Raw genomic sequence first — 19,092 nt, 5'->3', positions numbered from 1 at the left:
CTATAATCAACACTGTAAAACAAATATCACGGAGGGTTTGAAATGAACGAGATTGCAATACCAAATAAAACAGCCGCTGCCAAATCGGGGTTCACTTCCTATTCTTTGAAGGTTCTGGCGCTTCTGCTGATGACACTTGACCACATTTATTATTACCTGGGAGGCGGGATTCTGCCGGTCCCCCACATATTTACTCTGCTGGGCCGGATCTCAGCACCCCTGTTTCTGTTTGCCATGGCGGAGGGCTTTTCCCATACACATGACCGGAAGGCGTATCTCAAACGGCTGTATATCGCCTCTGTGCTTATGTCCGTGGGAAATGGCCTGGTCAATGCCTTTCTGCCGCATCCCGGCGGGGCTATGGTCATTAACGGTATGTTTGCCACTTTATTTCTTGTGGGGCTTTACATCTGGGCCATTGAACTGCTCATGGAAAGCGGAAAAGAGAGAAAATGGAAAAAAACAGGAACTGCTTTGGTGATGCTGCTCATTCCCGTGCTCTCGGGAATTGCGGTTATCCTGTTTATGGGAAATACGGCAGAGCTTTCACCTGTAGGCAGAATTGCCTTCCAGGCATTGTATACTCTGGTACCCTCACCTGTTTTTGTGGAGGGCTCTGTAGTCTGGGTAGTCCTTGGAATCGGATTCTACTTTCTCAGGAATAAGAAAATTGGGCTTTCTGTCTTCTATGTACTTATGTCCGGATTCTTCTTTTTCTCGGCAGCCGGTGCGGGACTGACCTATGAAAATCTGTTCATCCTGAATGACCAGTGGTTTATGATCTTATCGCTTCCTTTTATTCTGCTCTACAACGGTCAGCGGGGGCGAAAAATGAAATACTTCTTTTATGTTTATTATCCGCTGCATGTATATCTGCTTGTGATACTTGCCAGGATTGTGGCCTAAAGAAAGAACTGTTATAAAATGTAAAAGAGACCTTATCAAAAGGACAGTATTGTTTCACTGCTCCCTTTCATAAGGTCTCTGATCTTACAAAACAGATAAGTATTTATCGCCGCTTTTCCGAAGCACTGACCGTTGTCTGCTATCTTGTATGGGCATCTGCCGGCTGTTTTTCCGTATTGCCGCCTGTTGTCTTTTTTTCTTCCGCTGACTTCAGATATTCCAGAGCCTCCGGGTCTTTTATCTGCATTGCCCTGGACCACTCTTTTGTCGCATCGTCCCTTACCACCTCTGACTGGTTCTTATACAGGAATTTGACCAGTTCATAGACATCCACCCAGATTTCATGATTTCCCTCTCTCTGGGATTCGTCAAAAATAAGCTGCAGGCCAAAATGCAGATGGGTTGTATCAATGTTATTCACATTTTCCTTTGCGCTGTACCCGGTGCGTCCCATATAGCCGATCACATCACCTGCCTGCACAACGCTGCCCACTTCCAGGGATTTGCAGTAAGGGAAATTCTGACGCAGATGAGCGTAATAATAATATCGCCTGCCGTCAAAACTGCTGATTCCCAGACGCCATCCGCCGTACTGGTTCCAGCCCATAGCTGACACATAACCGGACTCCACCGCCACAATGGGTGTACCTGTCTGCCCCATCATGTCGTGCCCCAGGTGTTCTCTCTTATAACCATAGCTCCTGGCCACACCGAAATCATCATAGTCATTATAGGGAAAACTTTTCGCAATCGGACTGAATCCTTTCAGTCCATACTTCTTTGTCCAGTTTACCGTCCCCGAACTCTCCCGGTCATTCTGATTCTCTTTACGTCCCTGCTCCGCCTGACTGTCCCGGCTCTGCACTTCCTGCCCTTCATTTTCTGCCTCTATTTCATACTCTCCCACCAAACCATCCAGGACTGCACCGTAGGCCTCACGGTAGTAGTCAAAAGACTTTATCTCCGCAGACAGCTTTTCCACGGTAGTTTCCCCTTTTTGGAGCCTGTCGGCAATCTCATCCATATCTTTTGCCTTATACTGTTTAAAATCTCCGCCGTATCTGGCTCCCAGATAGGCCAGCAGATTCACCCAGTTTAGATGACCTTCCTGCCCATATGTATCCACATCGTAGGCACATGCCCGACGCATGGCTTCACTGGTCACATGGAAATCCACCCATTTTATGTAGTCTTTTCCCGCACTGTCTGTGCCGGAATCCTTTCCACTGCCGGCGGCAGAACCCTCTTCGCCATTCGTGCCGGATTTTTCCTCACACGTGGTGCCGGATTCCGGTACATTTGCTGCCGGGTCCGTGCTCCTTCCGGCAGTAAAGGCACCTTCTGAGACATCTTTCCAGCAAAGCACTGCCGTCAAAGTCAGCACAATAACTTCCGCTATAAAACCATATTTTTTCCATCTCTGTCTGTTCATGTCCGGCCCCCGGTCACATTCTGTATCAGTTTATGTAATGGGGCGTGAACTTAGAACTCAGGCTTTTTCTCTTGCTTTATCCAGTTTTACATTTCTCAAATAGAGTGCCATGTCAATGGAAATCTCAACAATATTCAGTATGTAGAAGAACCATCCCAGATAAAACAGCCAGTCAAGAGAAGTTCCTGCTGATCCGGCTTCCATCCACAGAATCACTTTGCGGGCAATACCGAACACGTAACCAATCCAGATAAAGAACTCAAAGAAAAGGCTCTTTCCTTTTGCTGTTCTGGAAATCCAGGATTTACGGATTGAAATCGGCCACGACAGGCCGAAGCAGAGTATCATAAGTGCTTCTAATAAGTTTGTCATTCTATTTTCTCCATTCCCTCTTTTAATGTGGTGCAAAGACCGCCTCTGTTCTTTCAGAAGCGGTCTGTCTTACGTCCCTCAGATTCTGTCTTACTCTTTATGCTGTGCCAGATAAGCGGCTCTGCCCTCTTCGTACAGGTTCTTTCCTTCGCTGTCGATGATGACAAACAGAGGCATATCCTCCACATATAATTTTCTCAATGCCTCCGCGCCCAGATCTTCATACGCGATCAGTTCCGCTTTTTTTATACATTTTGCCAGCAGTGCGCCTGCTCCGCCGATCGCGCCGAAGTAAACGCCGCTGTATTTTTTCATAGCTTCAATGACTTCCGGAAGGCGGGCGCCTTTTCCGATCATGCCTCTTGCGCCTACGGACATCATAGTCGGTGCATAGGCATCCATACGTCCGCTGGTGGTAGGGCCTGCGGAGCCGATGACCTGGCCCGGTTTCGCCGGTGTGGGGCCCACATAATAGATGGTAGCGTCAGTGGGGTCAAAGGGAAGTTCCTCACCTCTTGCCAGTGCTTCGCACATGCGCTTGTGGCCTGCGTCACGTGAGGTGTAGATGGTTCCTGTTACATATACGGTATCTCCCGCATGAAGAGTTTTTGCCAGCTCTTCGGTAAGGGGCAGTGTAATATGTTTTTCCATTTAAATCACCTCCGTTTTGTGGCGGGTCACGTGGCAGTTGATATTGATGGCACACGGCATACCTGCAATATGTGTGGGCATGGTCTCAATGTTCAGTCCGATGGCAGTGGTCTTACCCCCGAATCCCTGCGGTCCGATGCCGAGCTTGTTGATCTTGTCCAGCATTTCCACTTCCAGATCCGCATAGTACGGGTCCTCATTGGAGGAATCAATGGGCCGCATCAATGCTTTTTTCGCAAGAAGGGCAGCCTTGTCAAAAGTACCTCCGATGCCCACGCCCACAACCATAGGCGGACATGGGTTCGGGCCTGCTGTCTCGACTGTCTCCAGGATGAAATCCTTGATTCCCTGCAGGCCTGCTGACGGTTTGAACATGCGGATAGCACTCATATTCTCACTTCCGAAACCTTTCGGTCCCACTGTGATCTTAATCTGCTCACCCGGAACGATCTCGGTATAGATCATGGCCGGTGTGTTGTCGCCTGTGTTGCCTCTGCGCACCGGGTCTTTTACTACGGATTTTCTCAGGTATCCCTTATCGTATCCGCGGCGCACGCCTTCGTTCACAGCCTCGCTTAAATCACCGCCTGTGATATGTACGTCCTGTCCAATCTCCAGGAATACGCATGCCATTCCCGTATCCTGGCAGATTGGTACATTCTGTTCGTCAGCGATCTCAAAGTTCTCAATAATATTGTCCAGAACGCCCTGTGCAATTTCCCAGTCTTCACATGCTCTGCAGTTTTTGATCGCACATTTCACATCCTCAGGCAGATGTTCATTGGCCTGGATGCAAAGGTTCTCAATGACATCTGTTATCTGGCTTGCCATTATTTCACGCATATACGTTCACTCTCCTATCTCTCGTGGCGGGCATATTTAGGAAGCAGCAGCGGTGATACATCATCGGAAGCAATGCCTGCGTTATTCAGTTCTTCCGCATATTTCTCAATATGCTCCAGTGTCATGGTGCCAAGCTCTGTCTCTTTTGCCCTGGCTGCTGCGGCCTTACCTGCGTTGCGGCCGAATACAATGATATCCAGAAGAGAGTTGCCCATCAGACGGTTTCTGCCGTGGATTCCGCCTACCGCCTCACCGGCTACCAGCAGATTGCTGATCTCCTTTGTAAATCCGTCTCCGCCGATCTCCAGACCTCCGTTCTGGTAATGAAGAGTCGGGTATACAAGAATCGGCTGTTTTCTCATATCAATGTCATAGTTCATGTACATACGAAGCATGGCAGGGATACGTTTCTCAATGGTACCCTCTCCGCCGATTCTCTCGATCATGGGCGTATCCAGCCATACACCGCTGCCAAGAGGTGTTGCCACGCCTTTACCCCTGTCGCTGCACTCGCGGATAATGGAAGCTGCTGCCACGTCACGTGTCTCCAGAGGATGCATAAATGCCTCTCCGTCAATATTTACAAGCATGGCTCCCAGAGAACGTACTTTCTCTGTAACAAGAGCGCCGAAGATCTGTGCCGGATACGCAACACCTGTAGGATGATACTGAATGGTATCCTGGTATAAAAGCGGAGCGCCTGCACGGTATCCCAGAACCAGACCGTCTGCGGTTGCACCATAATGATTGGATGTGGGGAAATTCTGATAGTGGAGACGTCCTGCGCCGCCGGTCGCAATGATAACCGTCTTTGCTCTTGCCACCATATAGTCCTCTGTCTCCATGTTCTGAAGAACAGCCCCTGCCACTTGACCTTTTTCGTCCTTGATCAGCTCCACTGCGGATGTAAATTCCACAACGGGGATCTGACGGTTTAAAACCTCATCGCGCAGAGTACGCATGATCTCCGCACCGGAGTAATCCTTGCAGGCATGCATTCTCTTTCTGGAGGTACCGCCGCCGTGGGTGGTGACCATATTTCCCTCTGCGTCCTTGTCAAACATAACACCCAGCTTGTTCAGCCACTGAATCGCGTCCGGGGCTTCCATAACCAGTCTTCTCAGCAGTTCCGGCCTTGCTGCAAAATGTCCGCCGCCGAAAGCATCCAGATAGTGCTGTACCGGGGAGTCATTTTCCTTGTCTGCTGCCTGGATACCGCCCTCTGCCATCATGGTGTTGGCATCACCGATACGCAGTTTTGTGACGATCATAACGTCTGCGCCTGCCTCGTGAGCTTCAATCGCAGCGGAAGAACCTGCTCCGCCGCCGCCGATCACCAGCACGTCCACGTCATAATCCACTTTGTTCAAATCTATATCCACATTTAACAGACGGCTGTTGGAGTGGAGTAAATGTCCCAGCTCTGTGGGGGCTTTCTGGCCCTTGTTTGGTCCGATCTTGATCTCTGTAAAGCCGTCTTTTTTGTAGTCCGGATGATAAGCCTTCAAGAGGGCGTCTTTTTCATCAGCGGTCATACGCCTGGGTTCCATGCCCATACGTTCGTCTCTGGTCGCTTCCACCTTTTTAATGGACTCAAGCATTTCTGGTGTAAACATGGCTATCCCTCCTTATTTCTCAATCTCTCTTGTGTTGTAAAGTTCCTGCATTTCCGTAATGGGTTTCTGCATAACCTGCTCGATCAGTTCATCATAAGCACCCTTGTGGATCTCCTCCACGCGGCTTTTCAGATGTTTTGTCTCAGGCGCGATATATTTTCCTGTGAGGCGCCTTGCAAGAAGACCAACCATAGGATGAGAAATGCCGGCCGGGCATCTTACGGAACAGCAGCCGCAGCTTACACAGTCAAAGGACTCCTCTGCGCATTTCTCAAATTCCCCTCTCTGTGCGTAAGCAATGTACTGCATAACGTTCAGATCCTGTGTACAGGCTTTTGTACAGGCATTACATCCGATACAGCTGTAGATCTCCGGATAGAGTTCCATCATGATCTGCTGAGTCGGTTTGATCTCCTCTATATCATAAGTTCTCTTATCTGTGGGGAAGAAGGGGATGCTTGCCACATACATGCCTTCCTCCACCTGTGTCTGACAGGCAAGACAGGTCTTTAACTCGTTCTTTCCCTTGATTCTGTATATTGTAGCACATGCCCCGCAAAAGCCGTGACGGCAGCCGCATCCTCTTTTCAGGGTGTAACCGGCATATTCCATGGCTGTCATGATCGTCAGATCTGCAGGCACGCTGTATTTCTTACCAAAGAAATATACATTTACCATTTTTTCCATTATAGGTACCAATCCTTTCCTTAATACTCATTCGGTAATTCATCAATCTCATCACAGCGGAATACCGGTCCGTCTTTGCACACGTACTTGGAACCGATGTTGCAGCGTCCGCATTTGCCTACGCCGCATTTCATGCGCAGCTCCAGAGTTGTGTACACCTGCTCTTTGGAGAATCCCATCTCCTGCAGAGCTGCCAGCACGAACTTGATCATGATCGGCGGGCCGCAGACAAGGGCTGTCTTGTCTGTGGTAAAGCCCACTTCTTTCAGGTAGTTCGGTACGAATCCCACATGGCCGTCCCAGCCTTCCTGCTCCCGGTCGATGGTCAAATATACATTCACGCCCTCTGTCTTCATCCAGACTTCCTGGATCTCTTTTAACTGGACCAGATCGTCTGCGGATCGGGAACCGTAAAGGATGTCCACAGTGCCGTAGTTCTCTCTGTTGTCCAGCACATAGTTGATCACGGAGCGCAGAGGCGCAAGGCCGATACCACCTGCGATAAACAGCAGGTTTTTACCTTTTAACTCAGTCTCTACCGGGAAATGATTTCCGTACGGCCCTCTCACGGTAATCTCGTCGCCCACCTCAAGGCTGTGGAGATAATCGGTGAGGACACCGCATTTCTTGATGCTGAATTCCTGGAATTCTTTGTTAGTCGGTGAGGAAGTAATGGAAAACATACCTTCACTGATGCCTGGTGCACACACCATGGCACACTGTCCGGGCATATGTTCAAAAAGCTTTCCGCCCTCCGGCGCGTTTACGCGGAAGGTCTTCACATCCGGCGTCTCCTGGCGGATATCCGTGATGACTCCCACCTGGGGGATCAGCGTATCCAGTGTATAATTCTTATGACAGGTACATTCACTCATTATTTGTCACCTCCCTGGTTCTGAAAGGATTTGATAACCTTTACGATATTTAAGGAAGCCGGGCATTTTTCCACACATCTGCCGCAGCCTACACAGGAATACATCCCGTCGTTGTTTGCCGGGAAATATACCAGTTTATGCATAAATCTCTGACGGAAACGCTGCATCTGGCTCGTACGGTTGTTCCCGTGTGCCATCATGGTGAAATCCGAGTACATGCAGGAATCCCAGCAGCGGTATCTCTTGATTCCGTGGCCTGTGTCGTAGTCCTTGATGTCATAGCACTGGCAGGTTGGACATACAAAGGTACAGGTTCCGCACGCCAGACATGGCTTGTACAGTTCTTCCCAGAGTTCTGAATTGAATTTTTCGTTTAATGCCTCCCCGTTCCATCCTTCCAGGGAAAGATTGGAGTAAGGCAGCTTCTCAACGATTCCGCGGATGGATGCTTTCTCTTCCTCCACTTTCTTCTCGTCCTCAGCGTCTGCCTCAGCAAGAAGGCTTTCTGCAGATTTCGTAAGGGCATCTCCCTTTTCTGTGAGGGATTTCCAGTAAAGCTCCTCGCCTGTCATCCACACGGCCACATCTGCCGCCGGCTCTGCACAGTCTGCGCCAAACACTTTACAGAAGCAGGTCTCTTCCGGCTCATGGCATGCCATAGCCACAATAGTACCGTGCTCACGCCTTGCCGCATAGAAAGAGTCTACCGGGTCAGCTAAAAATACTTTATCTAAAACCTCCACACCTTTCACATCGCAGGCCTTCATTCCAAATACCACAAAATCCTGCTCTTTCAGTGCTTCCGGTTCAACTGTCAGCTTTTTTCCGTCCTTTCTGCAGGTATACAGATCCTCACTCTGGGGGAAGAACGCGTCTTTTGGAGATTTCACCGTCTTCAGTGTATCAAGATCCACCTCCGCGTCCTCGCTCCATGCTCTGAAGTTCACCTGTCCGCTCACTTTTACAGGAAGGTATAATTCCCGGGAGCCGGCGATCAACTGGAATAATGCCGCCAGATTTTCTTTTGCTATCTTATACATACATTATCCCCTTTCTGCCACAATGCCTGGCTCTACGTCATCAAAGGTAAAGTCTGTCAGCGGTCCTCTGGAATCTGTGTCTTCACCGGCCTGATATTCTCCGTAGAACTCATTGATGTCCTTGATGAATTTCCGGTTGAACAGATGAAGGGGTATTCCCTGGGGACATACACGGCTGCACTCTCCGCAGTCTGTACAGCGTCCTGCCACATGGAAAGCACGGATGATGTGGAACATCTTCTCTTCAAAGGAGTCCACATTAGCTTTCTGGGAACTGTCAAACTTGTTGCTGTCAAATACACATTTTCTGCAGCTGCATGCAGGACATACGTTTCTGCAGGCATTGCAGCGGATACATTTGCTTAACTCCTTCTGGAAAAACGCAAATTTCTCCTCCGGGCTCATGGCCTCAATGGCAGCCACACTGTCAAAACGCTCTGCGTCTTTTGTCTCTTTTGATTCTCCGATCAGCTCATCGTATATCTTATGCTCTTTGCCTTTGCACACATGGCATCTCTCCAGCATGGCATCTGCATAGGAACATGTCTTCTCTCCGTAGAGGGTCTGTATGGTCAGGGTATCTGCCTCATCTGTGATATCAGCGCCGGAAATACTCTCGATTCCCTTGATCCCCATACCTTTGATCTTTTCAATATCCAGCTTGCCTTTGCAGCCCACACCGATAATATAGGCTTTTTCCCTGTCCACCCTGTGCTCCTTGATGAGCTGGTTAAAGCTGTAGGTATCACACGGTTTCAGGCATACCAGGGTCTTTCCCTCCAGTTTGGAGGCTTCAATCATATATTTGCTTAAATTGGCTCCGCAGAATCCGTTGTATACGAAATTCTCAAAGTCCTCTTCCTTTTCAAAATATGCCGGTTCCGGATTGTAAGGCAGGTCTCCCGCTTTCCAGCCGAGAACACGGGCTACGGTACCGTCCGCTAACAGCTCTTTTGCACGGTTAATCAATTCCTGCATCTCAAATCCTCCAATCTTACGTTTTTGCCCAGAGAGCGGACTTTTTCCACAAACTCATTCATGGTAGTGGAGAATTTGACACCCTCTGCGGCTGACACCCATTCCACACGGGTACGTCCGTTTTCCACGCCGATATAATCCAGCATGGAGAATAAAAGTGTCATACGCCTTCTGGCATAGTAGTTTCCTGTGCTGTAGTGGCAGTCTCCCGGATGGCATCCGCAGAGGATCACGCCGTCCGCACCTTTCTCAAATGCTCTCAGGATGAACATGGGATTTACACGGCAGGAACATGGCACACGGATGATCTTCACATCTGCAGGATAGGAAAGGCGGCTGCTTCCGGCCAGATCCGCACCTGCATAACTGCACCAGTTACAGCAGAATGCCACAATTTTAGGTCTGAATTCTTCCTTTGTTTCTATCGACATATTGCATCCACCTCCGCTATGATCTGTCTGTTCGAGAATCCCTGTAAGTCCATGGCTCCTGACGGGCAGGCAACGGTACAGGCTCCGCATCCCTGGCAAAGCGCATTGTTCACAACTGCGATACGGCGTGTCTCACGGATTCCGTGGTCATTCACCTCTTTGTCCTCGTAAGTGATGGCACCGTACGGGCACACATTTGCACAGGTGGAACATCCGTTGCAGAGAAGTTCGTCGGATTTGGCTGTACATGGGTTTGTCATCAGCTTGTCTTTTGCAAGAAGCCCGATGGCTTTCACTGCCGCTGCTCCTGCCTGGGAAACAGTCTCAGGTATGTCCTTGGGTCCCTGGCAAACGCCTGACAGGAAGATACCTGCCGTTGGGGATTCCACGGGACGAAGCTTGGGATGTGCCTCGGTCAGGAAGTTGTTGGTATCTATGCTGGCTGTGAGCATGGTGGCAATCTTCCTTACAGAAGAATCCGGTTCAATGGCTGTAGCCAGAACCACCATATCTGCCTCCATGAGGATCTGCTTGTTATCAATGAGGTCAACGCCCTGTACTAATAACTGTCCGTTTGGCTGGGGAGCGACTTTACCCACCTGGCCTTTGATGTAGTTCACACCGTATTCCTCCACGGCTCTTCTGTAGAACTCATCAAAGTTTTTGCCCGGGGTACGGACATCAATGTAAAATACAGTCACGTTCACATCCGGATATTTATCGCGGATCAGCATGGCGTGTTTTGCTGTGTACATACAGCATATCTTGGAGCAGTAGCTCTTTCCTCTCTTGTCCGCGCAGCGGCTTCCCACACACTGGATAAACACCATATTCTTCGGCGCCTTCCCATCGGACATGCGTTCCAGATGGCCTTTGGTAGGTCCTGCTGCGTTCATGATACGCTCCAGCTCCAGGGATGTGATCACATCCTTGCTCTGGTTGTACGCATACTCATCGTAATTATCCAGCTTGATGGTGTCAAAACCGGTGGCAACTACAATGGCACCGTACTTCTCTGTAAGGATCTCGTCCTTCTGCTCATAATCAATGGCACCTGCCTGGCATACCTTGGCGCAGACACCGCATTTTCCTGTCTTGAACTTAATACAGTTCTCTCTGTCAATGACAGGAACATTGGGGATTGCCTGGGCAAACGGTGTGTAGATGGCGCTTCTTGTATTCAGGCCCCTGTTGAACTCATTGGAATTCTTCTTGGACGGGCATTTCTCCTGGCATACGCCGCAGCCTGTACATTTGTCCATATCCACACTTCTTGCTTTCTTGCAGATATCCACTGTAAAATCACCTACAAAGCCGGAAACCTTTTCCACCTCGCTGTATGTATAGATGTTGATCTTCTCATGGGCGGATGCCTCCACCATCTTAGGTGTCAGGATACAGGCAGAACAGTCCAGTGTAGGGAAGGTCTTGTCAAGCTGTGACATTCTTCCGCCGATACTCGGTGTCTTCTCCACAATATCCACTTCGTAACCCGCCTCTGCAATGTCAAGAGCAGTCTGGATACCTGCAATACCGCCGCCGATCACCAGGGCACGTTTTGTGACAAGGCTCTCGCCCGGCTTCAGGGACGCGTTCAAATTCACTTTCGCGATTGCCGCTCTTGCAAGGATGACTGCCTTCTTGGTAGCCTCCTCCATATCCTTGTGGATCCAGGAACAATGTTCACGGATATTGGCAACTTCCACCATGTATGGGTTTAAGCCGGCTCTCTCCGCTGCCTTGCGGAAAGTGGTCTCGTGCATACGCGGTGAACAGGAACATACCACAAGCCCTGTCAGTTTTTCATTTTTGATAGCCTCTGCAATCTTGGACTGTCCTGCTTCGGAACACATATACTGATAATCTTCCGCATGGACAACTCCCGGCTCCATTTTAGCCATTTCCACTACTTTTTTTACATCTACCGTAGCAGCGATGTTGCTGCCGCAATGACAGACGAATACACCTATTCTCTGCACTTAACCTCACCTCCTGTATCTTCTGAATGCACTGACTAAAAGCTGCTGCGGAAGTTCCGGGTCCAAAAGCTCGGGGATTTCATCAGCCATCAGGTAATCCCCGCCCTTCTCGCGGACCACAAGCTGTCTTGCCGCATCAATGAGTTTGCCCGGTTTTACATCCCTTGGGCAGCGCTCCACGCATGCAAAGCAGGAAAGGCATTTCCAGAGAGATTTTGAGTTCACCAAAGACTCGATATCTTCATTCTGCACATAAGATACAAACTGATGGGGTTTGATGTCCATTTCATTGTAGGATGGACAGGACGCAGAACATTTGCCGCATTTCATACATTTCAGCGGATTGACACCGCTGATTTCCTTAATCATTTCAGCCTGTTTTTTTGGAGTATTCATGCTTTTGCTACCTCCTCTTTCACGCCGAGAGCTTCTGCCAGAAGTTCTGTAAAATAGTATACCGGAAGTCTGCTGCCGCAAGTGCTCTTATTCAGGTTATACAGGCATAATGGACAGGCTGTGATCAGCATGTCAGCTCCAAATCCGGATGCGCTGTCCATGATCTTATCACACATGGTTTTTGACATCTCTTTTTCCTTCAGGGATATGTAGCCGCCGCAGCACTCGTTTCTGTACGGATAGATCACCGGCTCTGCACCGATGGCCCAGATGAAGTCCTCGATGATGGACGGATTCTCCGGATCGTCGAATTCCAGAAGCCCGCTTGGGCGAAGAAGCAGACATCCGTAGTAAGCGCCTATCTTTTTGCCGGTAAGGGGAGCTGTCACTTTCTCCTTTAACGTGTCGAAACCTATGCGGTCACGGAGTACCTCCAGAAAATGGAGCACTGTCGTCTCACCTGCATAGGGTTCTTCTAACTGCATATAATTATTTGCTCTGGTGCGAATATCGTCTGCGTTCTTCATATCATCATTGACACGTTTTATCACATGATGACAGGCAGAACAGAGTGTTACCAGATCCTGGCCTTTTTCTTTGGCCTCATTGAGAGCACGGACGGAAGAAAGTTTTGTGGCGATCTCGTCAGTGCCCAGCGGATAAACTCCGCCGCAGCACTGCCAGTTTTCAATTTCTTCCAGTTCAAATCCCAGTGCCCTTGCAGAAGCTCTGGCATAAGCATCCAGCTCAACTGCTTTTGTTTTCAGGGTACACCCCGGATAATAACTGTACTTCATAGTTCCTCCTGTTAAAAATCCTGTTTTACAGTTCTATCTGTTTGATAACTTCTTTCAGTGCATTGGCACTTGCCTGAAGTTTTGCAATCTCTTCTTTGTTCATTCTCATCGGCACTTTGCCCTGAATACCGTTCGGTCCAACCAGAGTCAGTGTGCTGACGCAGACATCCTCAATGCCGTATTCCCCGTGCATCATGGATGAAACCGTTGCGATGGAATCGGAGGATGCCAGCAGGATTCCGCACAGCTTACATACTGCCGCTGATACCGCATAGAAAGTAGCGCCTTTGTTCGCAATCACCTTGCCGCCGGATTTCTGCACATAGGTCAGCATCTCGTCCTTATCAAGCTCTTCCACGTCTTTGCCCAGGTTCTTTGCCAGTTCATAATACTCATCCAGGCTGACACCTGATATATATGCTCCAGTCCAGGGGATGAAGGAAGTATCGCCGTGCTCACCGAATACATAAGCGTGGATGTTCTTCTGAGCAACTTTAAAGTGTTCAGACAGTCCGCAGCGGAGGCGCGCCGTATCCAGAATCGTTCCGGAACCGATGATCTGATTCTCCGGCAGTCCTGAGATCTTTGTAAATACATAAGTCATAATATCAACAGGATTGCTTACAATGATGTAAAGCGCGTTTGGCGCAGCCTTTACAATTTCCGGTGTAATGCTCTTTAAAATATTCACATTTGTCTGTGTCAGCTCAATTCTTGTCTGACCCGGTTTGCGGGCGATTCCTGATGTGATGATCACAATATCGGAATCCTTTGCATCCTCGTACTCTCCGGCAACGATGTTGATCGGATCGCGGAAACAGGTACCCTGTGCGATATCCATAACTTCTCCGGCAACCTTTTCTTTGTTGATATCAATCAATACGATCTCTGATGCGATATCCCCGTTAGATAATGTGTAAGCAATTGTTGAGCCAACGCTTCCGGCTCCGATGACAGTAATTTTACTACTCATGCTTGCTCCTTTCCCCTTCCCTTGGGTGGTCCTTATTGTCTTTTTTTTAACAATTAATATTCAAAAAAATGTGAAATCACAAATTCTATCTCTCTGAGTATGTTTTTCTGTTAAAACATATTTACTCATCCCCCCTGGTTTCAGGGCCTTTTGAGAAGAATCTGATTTCGCGCTACGAATTAAGGATATCATATTGATAAGAAATTAACAACAACTTTTTAACGATTTTTTGTACTTTTTTGCCTCATCTACTACGTTAATGTAGAAAAGTGCACTTTCGGCCATCTTGTTTTTTGTGCGTGCATTCAAAAAATTAAAAATGCTTAAATTACTTGTATTTTTATGCGTGCAATTTATTTTTGGACTTTTTTTGTCGATTATTTTTTCGATTATTTTCCTGGAATATTGGGGCAGATTCATGTATGTATACAAAAAACAAAAAATGGTTTTTTCTGAATTTATCACACATTTTTAAGGTGTGCTTACAAAAGCACGCTGTATTCAAAAAAAGACTGCCCCTGCCAGCTCCGTCATTCCGGCACCGCAGGGGCAGTCTTTTTATCTATCAAACATGTTAGTTTAAATATCTTTTATCGGAAATTCCACTGTCACCACAAACAGATCCGCATCCACTTCAATCCCGAACACACCTCCGCACGCCTCTGTAAAACTCCTGGCAATAGAAAGGCCCAGTCCGCTTCCGCCGTCGGTACGGCTCTCATCTCCGCGTACAAACCGCTCGGTAAAATCAATATCCGACGGGATCTCCTCCTGGGAAATATTTTTTACCGTGGCCCTTGCTGTTTTATTGTCTGTTTTCAGTGTTATGAAAACGCGTGAACCATCCAAGGAATACTTCAGGGCGTTCTGCAGAAGGTTCTGGAAAACTCTGTAGAGACGGCTGCCATCCGCATGGATCACCACTGCCTCTGCCGAAATCTGTGCTTTAACCGTCACAGAGCTTTCTTCTATCTGTTCCTCCATATCAGCCAGTGTCTGGCGGAGAAGCTTGCCCAGATCTAAATCCTCTAGATTTACGGGGAGCTGCTTGGAGGCCGCTTTGCTGATCTCAAAAACATCCTGCACCATGGATTTCAGACGCTGGGACTTTATATCCAGAATGCGGATATAATCCTTGACATCCTCCGGCAGGTTCTCCTCCTGCTTCATAAGTTCCACATAACTGATAATGGAGGTCAGAGGCGTTTTGATGTCATGAGAAACATTTGATACCAGCTCCACCTTCATACGCTCACTTTTCATTCGCTCCGACAGAGCCGTATCCATACCGTATTGGATATCATTTAGCTGCTGGACAGCGTCATACAGGTCCGAATCCTCCGGCACTTTCAGCTTATCCGTCATATTTCCGTCATGGACTTTTTTTATCTGACGGATCAGATCACCCATCTCTTTGGCGAGTATCCGGTTGTCAGATGCATATTGTCTCATCATACCCGCCAGCAGTGCGATCACCGCCAGTGCCACAAGCAGCAGCACCACTGCAAGGCTTCCGCCATTATCATACAAATAATAAGATGACACAAAGCAGGCCAAAGCCGCAATCACTGACAGTACGATTCCGGATATCATCACCGGTGAAAATTTACGGATCATTTTTTTTTGAAAAGGATACTCCATATCCCTTATCTGAAATAATTTCTGTATATCCCTGACCAGTATCTTTCTGGGTTTCTTTCTGTTATATCTGTAATCATTGATCAGGAGATATAAAATCCAGAAACATATCAGCAGCAGCATGGGATTTGCCAATAAAGAATACATCATCGGATACAATATCTCTGATGCATACTCATAGTACCCCCATCCGTAAAAGACACCCATGTAGTTGTTAAGTCCTGCAATTCCTCCCACAATCACAAGAACTGCCAGAGCGACCTTACATTCCAGCCAGATTTTTCCCGTATAAACCGCAAGGAATCTGTCTCCGTCCTTTTTATACTTTCTCAGTGCCAGGTAAACGCCCAGAAGCACGAGTCCGGCAATAAACTCCACGATTTTGGCAATGTAGCTGCGCTTTGCATGTTCCATATTTCGGACTATATCATACAGGCTGCTTGTCCCATAATAACTGCCCGAACTGCCGGAATAATTACCCTGCACATAATTTACCGGAGATTTTATCACTGCCATGCGAACTTCTGCCTTTTTTGTTTTTTCATCCACGGTAAAATTCTTATAGCCGGGAATACGCCACTGGCTGTCATCACGGTATACCCCATCCCCATATACATCTACAGCTTTCTTATCTTTGAATACAGACGCCTTACCCTCTGCAAAGACCATATAAAAATTGTAATCTGAAGGCAGACTCTTTTCTCCCTCTTTCAAAATTCCATTCTCATCGTTGGTATATACAGACTTTCCGTTATACCGGATATCATAGACCAGGTTTTTATCGTTTTTAATCGTCTCATGCACTTGTTTTGCGGAAGTTTTATACTCCCAGTCCTCTGAGGTGTAATCCCCATCCCAAGCCGATTCTGCACTTTCCTCGATTACAGTAGTCGCCGCACTCTCCGCAATGCCGCTTCCCCAGGAGATGTCATAAGAATCATCCAAAGCTGCATCTCCATATCTGCTGTACCAGTCCACCGGACCTCCGGCTGCCATGGCAAGAAACGTATCCAGATAGTCTGACACAAAGCTGCGAAACTCCTCAGTCTCTTCAAAATCCGAGGTAAGCGCATCCTTAACGCTCACCCCCCGGGGGCCGCTCCCTGTCAGAAGATTCAGGCCGGTCAAACCACTCTCCACAAGCAGACAGATACTCAGGAAAAATGCTGCCCAGGCTGTTATCACTTTACATTTTTTCGATTTTATATCCAATTCCCCACACCACCTTTAAGTATTCTGGCTCCTTTGGATTCAGTTCAATTTTTTCACGAATGCGCCGGATATGCACCATAACCGTGTTCTCCGGAGCAAATGCCTCTTCTTCCCAGACACGGCGGTAAATTTCCTCTGCGGAAAATACACGTCCCAGGTTCCGCATAAACAGATCCACAATCTTTGTCTCCGTGGCAGTGAGCCGAATGGACTCCCCGTCCGCATACAGCACCCGCTCCTCAGCATGGTAACAGAGACGGCCGCTTTTAAACTCCTTGGAGCCGCTGACCGCATGGATATCTCCCAATCTGGTATAACGCCTGAGATGGCTTTTTACCCTGGCAACCAGCTCCTGTGAATTGTAAGGCTTTGTCACATAATCATCCGCTCCCATAGAAAGCCCCAGCACCTTGTCTGTGTCCTCACTTTTGGCACTCAATACAATGATAGGTATATTTCTTTTCTCTCTGATCTTCATAATAGCAGACAGGCCGTCCATACGCGGCATCATGACATCCATCAATATAAGCTGAACCTGATTCTGCGCCAGAAGATCCAGCGCCTCCAATCCATCATAGGCCCGCAGGACTTTGTAGCCCTCCCTCTCCAGTAAAATAGCTATGGCCTTTACGATCTCTCTGTCATCATCTGCCACAAGAATACATTCGCTCATGTCTCCTCCTCCTTAAAGCTTGTATTTATAATACCCCCTCTGTCTTACAAAACAACTGACAGATTCCTTACAGATTTCTTACAATGCTGTCCTTTCTAAAATAGGAGAAGCACCCGCGGTACTTCTCCTACTGTCTCATACATCCATATTCTTATAAGTATAAAGCATAATCGGCATTTATACAAGGCGAACCGAACTGGCTCCTCTGCCCATTTAACACCCCTGCTGTTGCCTGCATGCACATCTTTTCTATTACCCAGACTGATGGCCACATGCTCCGGCACATTATCTCTTCCGTAAATAACAATACTGCATAAACTGCCCTCACGAATCCCGTACTGTCAGTCCCGCCTAAAAGATTATTTTCCTCTACTTTAAATATTATAAATACTGATAAAATAATGCGATGAATAATACACGTTTTTCGCCCGCATTGTAGTTTTACTAATCCCGGCATAATACAAAATACGAATCATATTCTGTTCCATTATGTCCTACTAATTTTTCTTCTGAGCGTTTAAATCCTAAATCTTTCAATGCCGCAATACGTTCTGTCGCTGCTATCATAGCTTTTGTAGCAATTTTATCACAACCAAACAAGGTATATGCAGGTTCAATTATCAATCTTAATATCTCTATAATCTCACTTGAAATTTCATAGTCACTTCGAATATCTAATCTAAGTAATCCGCAATTTGTAAAATAATCGGCAGCATCTCTGTGGAATAATTCAATTGTTCCGATTGCTTCATCCGTTGTTTTTGATACAATAGCCCACCGAACAAATCCCTGTCTGTTATACTCCCAAAGCCAATATTCTATTGCCTGTTCCATTCTATTTTCCGTTGTATAATGAAAGTCGTCCCCACCACAATTATCACTATTAAAAAATGGTACTGCCTTATCATCAGAGTATACCTTTAATAGATCTTTTTTGTCCTCTTTTCTTACCATTCTCAATATATAACTCTCGTTCTCATATTCGGGACAATTCTTATATACATCCACCATACTATTCCTCCTGGAAAAATTCCGAATCTATCGACCTGATACTAACCTTAGTAAAACAAAATCCTCCTAAAAAAATAAGAGAAACGCTGAAAATCAACGTTTCTCCTACCCTTACTTACTGCCGCAGACCGGAATCGAACCGGTACGGGTATCACTACCCACGGGATTTTAAGTCCCGGGCGTCTGCCAGTTCCGCCACTGCGGCAAAACGACCCAGAAGAGACTCGAACTCTCGACCTCCGCCGTGACAGGGCGGCGCTCTAACCAACTGAGCCACTGGGCCAAAACTTATTAACTTGTAACCTTTAACTGATAAATGGACCTTCGGGGACTCGAACCCAGGACCGACCGGTTATGAGCCGGTTGCTCTAACCAACTGAGCTAAAGGTCCATAAAGCCGATGATCGGACTCGAACCGATAACCTGCTGATTACAAATCAGCTGCTCTGCCAATTGAGCCACATCGGCGTACCTGTTTAACTTATTGTTTCAATCCTTATTGAATGACTCCAAGGGGATTTGAACCCCTGTTACCGCCGTGAAAGGGCGGTGTCTTAACCGCTTGACCATGGAGCCAAAAAA

Annotated in this window: 18 protein-coding genes and 5 tRNA genes; 1 reads left to right on the top strand and 22 read right to left on the bottom strand. The window is 47.6% G+C overall.

Annotated elements, in window-relative coordinates:
- Window positions 1–42 precede the first annotated feature (42 nt).
- Window positions 43–906 carry a TraX family protein gene (locus tag V8Q34_RS20980; protein ID WP_335836252.1) on the top strand — a complete coding sequence of 288 codons (864 nt, stop codon included), beginning with the start codon at window positions 43–45 and terminating at the stop codon, window positions 904–906.
- Between the two features lie 139 nt (window positions 907–1,045).
- Here V8Q34_RS20980 and V8Q34_RS20975 read toward each other — a convergent pair whose 3' ends face one another.
- The 22 genes from V8Q34_RS20975 to V8Q34_RS20870 form a co-directional block, all read right to left on the bottom strand.
- Complete coding sequence (locus V8Q34_RS20975; protein WP_335836251.1) at window positions 1,046–2,338, bottom strand: M23 family metallopeptidase; 1,293 nt, start codon at window positions 2,336–2,338, stop codon at window positions 1,046–1,048.
- Window positions 2,339–2,395: 57 nt separating this feature from the next.
- Entirely contained in the window at window positions 2,396–2,710 is a 315-nt protein-coding gene (locus V8Q34_RS20970) for a hypothetical protein (protein WP_335836250.1), read from the bottom strand.
- Between the two features lie 90 nt (window positions 2,711–2,800).
- On the bottom strand, window positions 2,801–3,361 hold the full coding sequence (locus V8Q34_RS20965) for a Fe-S-containing hydro-lyase (RefSeq protein WP_033143673.1): 561 nt from the start codon (window positions 3,359–3,361) through the stop codon (window positions 2,801–2,803).
- On the bottom strand, window positions 3,362–4,204 hold the full coding sequence (locus tag V8Q34_RS20960) for a fumarate hydratase (RefSeq protein ID WP_018595180.1): 843 nt from the start codon (window positions 4,202–4,204) through the stop codon (window positions 3,362–3,364).
- Window positions 4,205–4,218: 14 nt separating this feature from the next.
- Window positions 4,219–5,820: an FAD-dependent oxidoreductase gene (locus V8Q34_RS20955; protein WP_033143674.1), complete on the bottom strand. Its 1,602-nt coding sequence runs from the start codon at window positions 5,818–5,820 to the stop codon at window positions 4,219–4,221.
- Window positions 5,821–5,832: 12 nt separating this feature from the next.
- The gene (locus V8Q34_RS20950) at window positions 5,833–6,507 is read right to left on the bottom strand and encodes a 2Fe-2S iron-sulfur cluster-binding protein (protein WP_033143675.1); all 675 of its coding nucleotides are present in this window, start codon (window positions 6,505–6,507) and stop codon (window positions 5,833–5,835) included.
- A 20-nt stretch (window positions 6,508–6,527) separates the two neighbouring features.
- Window positions 6,528–7,382, bottom strand: coding sequence for an FAD/NAD(P)-binding protein (locus V8Q34_RS20945; RefSeq protein ID WP_033143676.1), 855 nt, complete (start codon window positions 7,380–7,382; stop codon window positions 6,528–6,530).
- On the bottom strand, window positions 7,382–8,422 hold the full coding sequence (locus tag V8Q34_RS20940) for a 4Fe-4S dicluster domain-containing protein (protein WP_033143677.1): 1,041 nt from the start codon (window positions 8,420–8,422) through the stop codon (window positions 7,382–7,384). The genes V8Q34_RS20945 and V8Q34_RS20940 overlap by 1 nt, the downstream gene beginning before the upstream one ends.
- Before the next feature lie 3 nt (window positions 8,423–8,425).
- On the bottom strand, window positions 8,426–9,400 hold the full coding sequence (locus V8Q34_RS20935) for a 4Fe-4S dicluster domain-containing protein (protein WP_033143678.1): 975 nt from the start codon (window positions 9,398–9,400) through the stop codon (window positions 8,426–8,428).
- Window positions 9,388–9,831 (bottom strand): hydrogenase iron-sulfur subunit, encoded by a 444-nt coding sequence (locus tag V8Q34_RS20930; protein ID WP_033143679.1) that lies wholly within the window; start codon window positions 9,829–9,831, stop codon window positions 9,388–9,390. Before V8Q34_RS20930 ends, V8Q34_RS20935 begins: the two co-directional genes overlap by 13 nt.
- On the bottom strand, window positions 9,822–11,810 hold the full coding sequence (locus V8Q34_RS20925; protein ID WP_335836249.1) for a CoB--CoM heterodisulfide reductase iron-sulfur subunit A family protein: 1,989 nt from the start codon (window positions 11,808–11,810) through the stop codon (window positions 9,822–9,824). The genes V8Q34_RS20930 and V8Q34_RS20925 overlap by 10 nt, the downstream gene beginning before the upstream one ends.
- 6 nt (window positions 11,811–11,816) lie before the next feature.
- Complete coding sequence (locus V8Q34_RS20920; protein WP_033143680.1) at window positions 11,817–12,206, bottom strand: 4Fe-4S dicluster domain-containing protein; 390 nt, start codon at window positions 12,204–12,206, stop codon at window positions 11,817–11,819.
- Entirely contained in the window at window positions 12,203–13,003 is an 801-nt protein-coding gene (locus V8Q34_RS20915) for a CoB--CoM heterodisulfide reductase iron-sulfur subunit B family protein (protein ID WP_335836248.1), read from the bottom strand. The genes V8Q34_RS20920 and V8Q34_RS20915 overlap by 4 nt, the downstream gene beginning before the upstream one ends.
- A 25-nt stretch (window positions 13,004–13,028) precedes the next feature.
- Window positions 13,029–13,976, bottom strand: a complete 948-nt coding sequence (locus tag V8Q34_RS20910; RefSeq protein WP_033143682.1) for an L-lactate dehydrogenase — start codon at window positions 13,974–13,976, stop codon at window positions 13,029–13,031.
- 579 nt (window positions 13,977–14,555) lie between these two features.
- A complete protein-coding gene (locus tag V8Q34_RS20905; protein WP_335836247.1) occupies window positions 14,556–16,826 on the bottom strand; it encodes a sensor histidine kinase in 2,271 nt (756 codons plus the stop codon).
- Window positions 16,801–17,499 (bottom strand): response regulator transcription factor, encoded by a 699-nt coding sequence (locus tag V8Q34_RS20900; RefSeq protein ID WP_335836246.1) that lies wholly within the window; start codon window positions 17,497–17,499, stop codon window positions 16,801–16,803. The genes V8Q34_RS20905 and V8Q34_RS20900 overlap by 26 nt, the downstream gene beginning before the upstream one ends.
- Before the next feature lie 444 nt (window positions 17,500–17,943).
- On the bottom strand, window positions 17,944–18,510 hold the full coding sequence (locus V8Q34_RS20895) for a GNAT family N-acetyltransferase (RefSeq protein ID WP_335836245.1): 567 nt from the start codon (window positions 18,508–18,510) through the stop codon (window positions 17,944–17,946).
- A 119-nt stretch (window positions 18,511–18,629) separates the two neighbouring features.
- A tRNA-Leu gene (locus V8Q34_RS20890) sits at window positions 18,630–18,715 on the bottom strand.
- A 4-nt stretch (window positions 18,716–18,719) separates the two neighbouring features.
- Window positions 18,720–18,793 (bottom strand) — tRNA-Asp (locus tag V8Q34_RS20885).
- Between the two features lie 34 nt (window positions 18,794–18,827).
- A tRNA-Ile gene (locus tag V8Q34_RS20880) sits at window positions 18,828–18,901 on the bottom strand.
- A gap of 4 nt (window positions 18,902–18,905) precedes the next feature.
- Window positions 18,906–18,978: transfer RNA gene (locus V8Q34_RS20875), tRNA-Thr, on the bottom strand.
- A 36-nt stretch (window positions 18,979–19,014) separates the two neighbouring features.
- Window positions 19,015–19,086, bottom strand: a tRNA-Glu gene (locus V8Q34_RS20870).
- Window positions 19,087–19,092 lie beyond the last annotated feature (6 nt).

It is taken from the genome of Blautia sp. JLR.GB0024, assembly GCF_037000545.1.
Classification (GTDB): Bacteria; Bacillota; Clostridia; order Lachnospirales; family Lachnospiraceae; genus Blautia; species Blautia celeris.
This window is presented reverse-complemented; position numbering and strand designations above follow the sequence as displayed.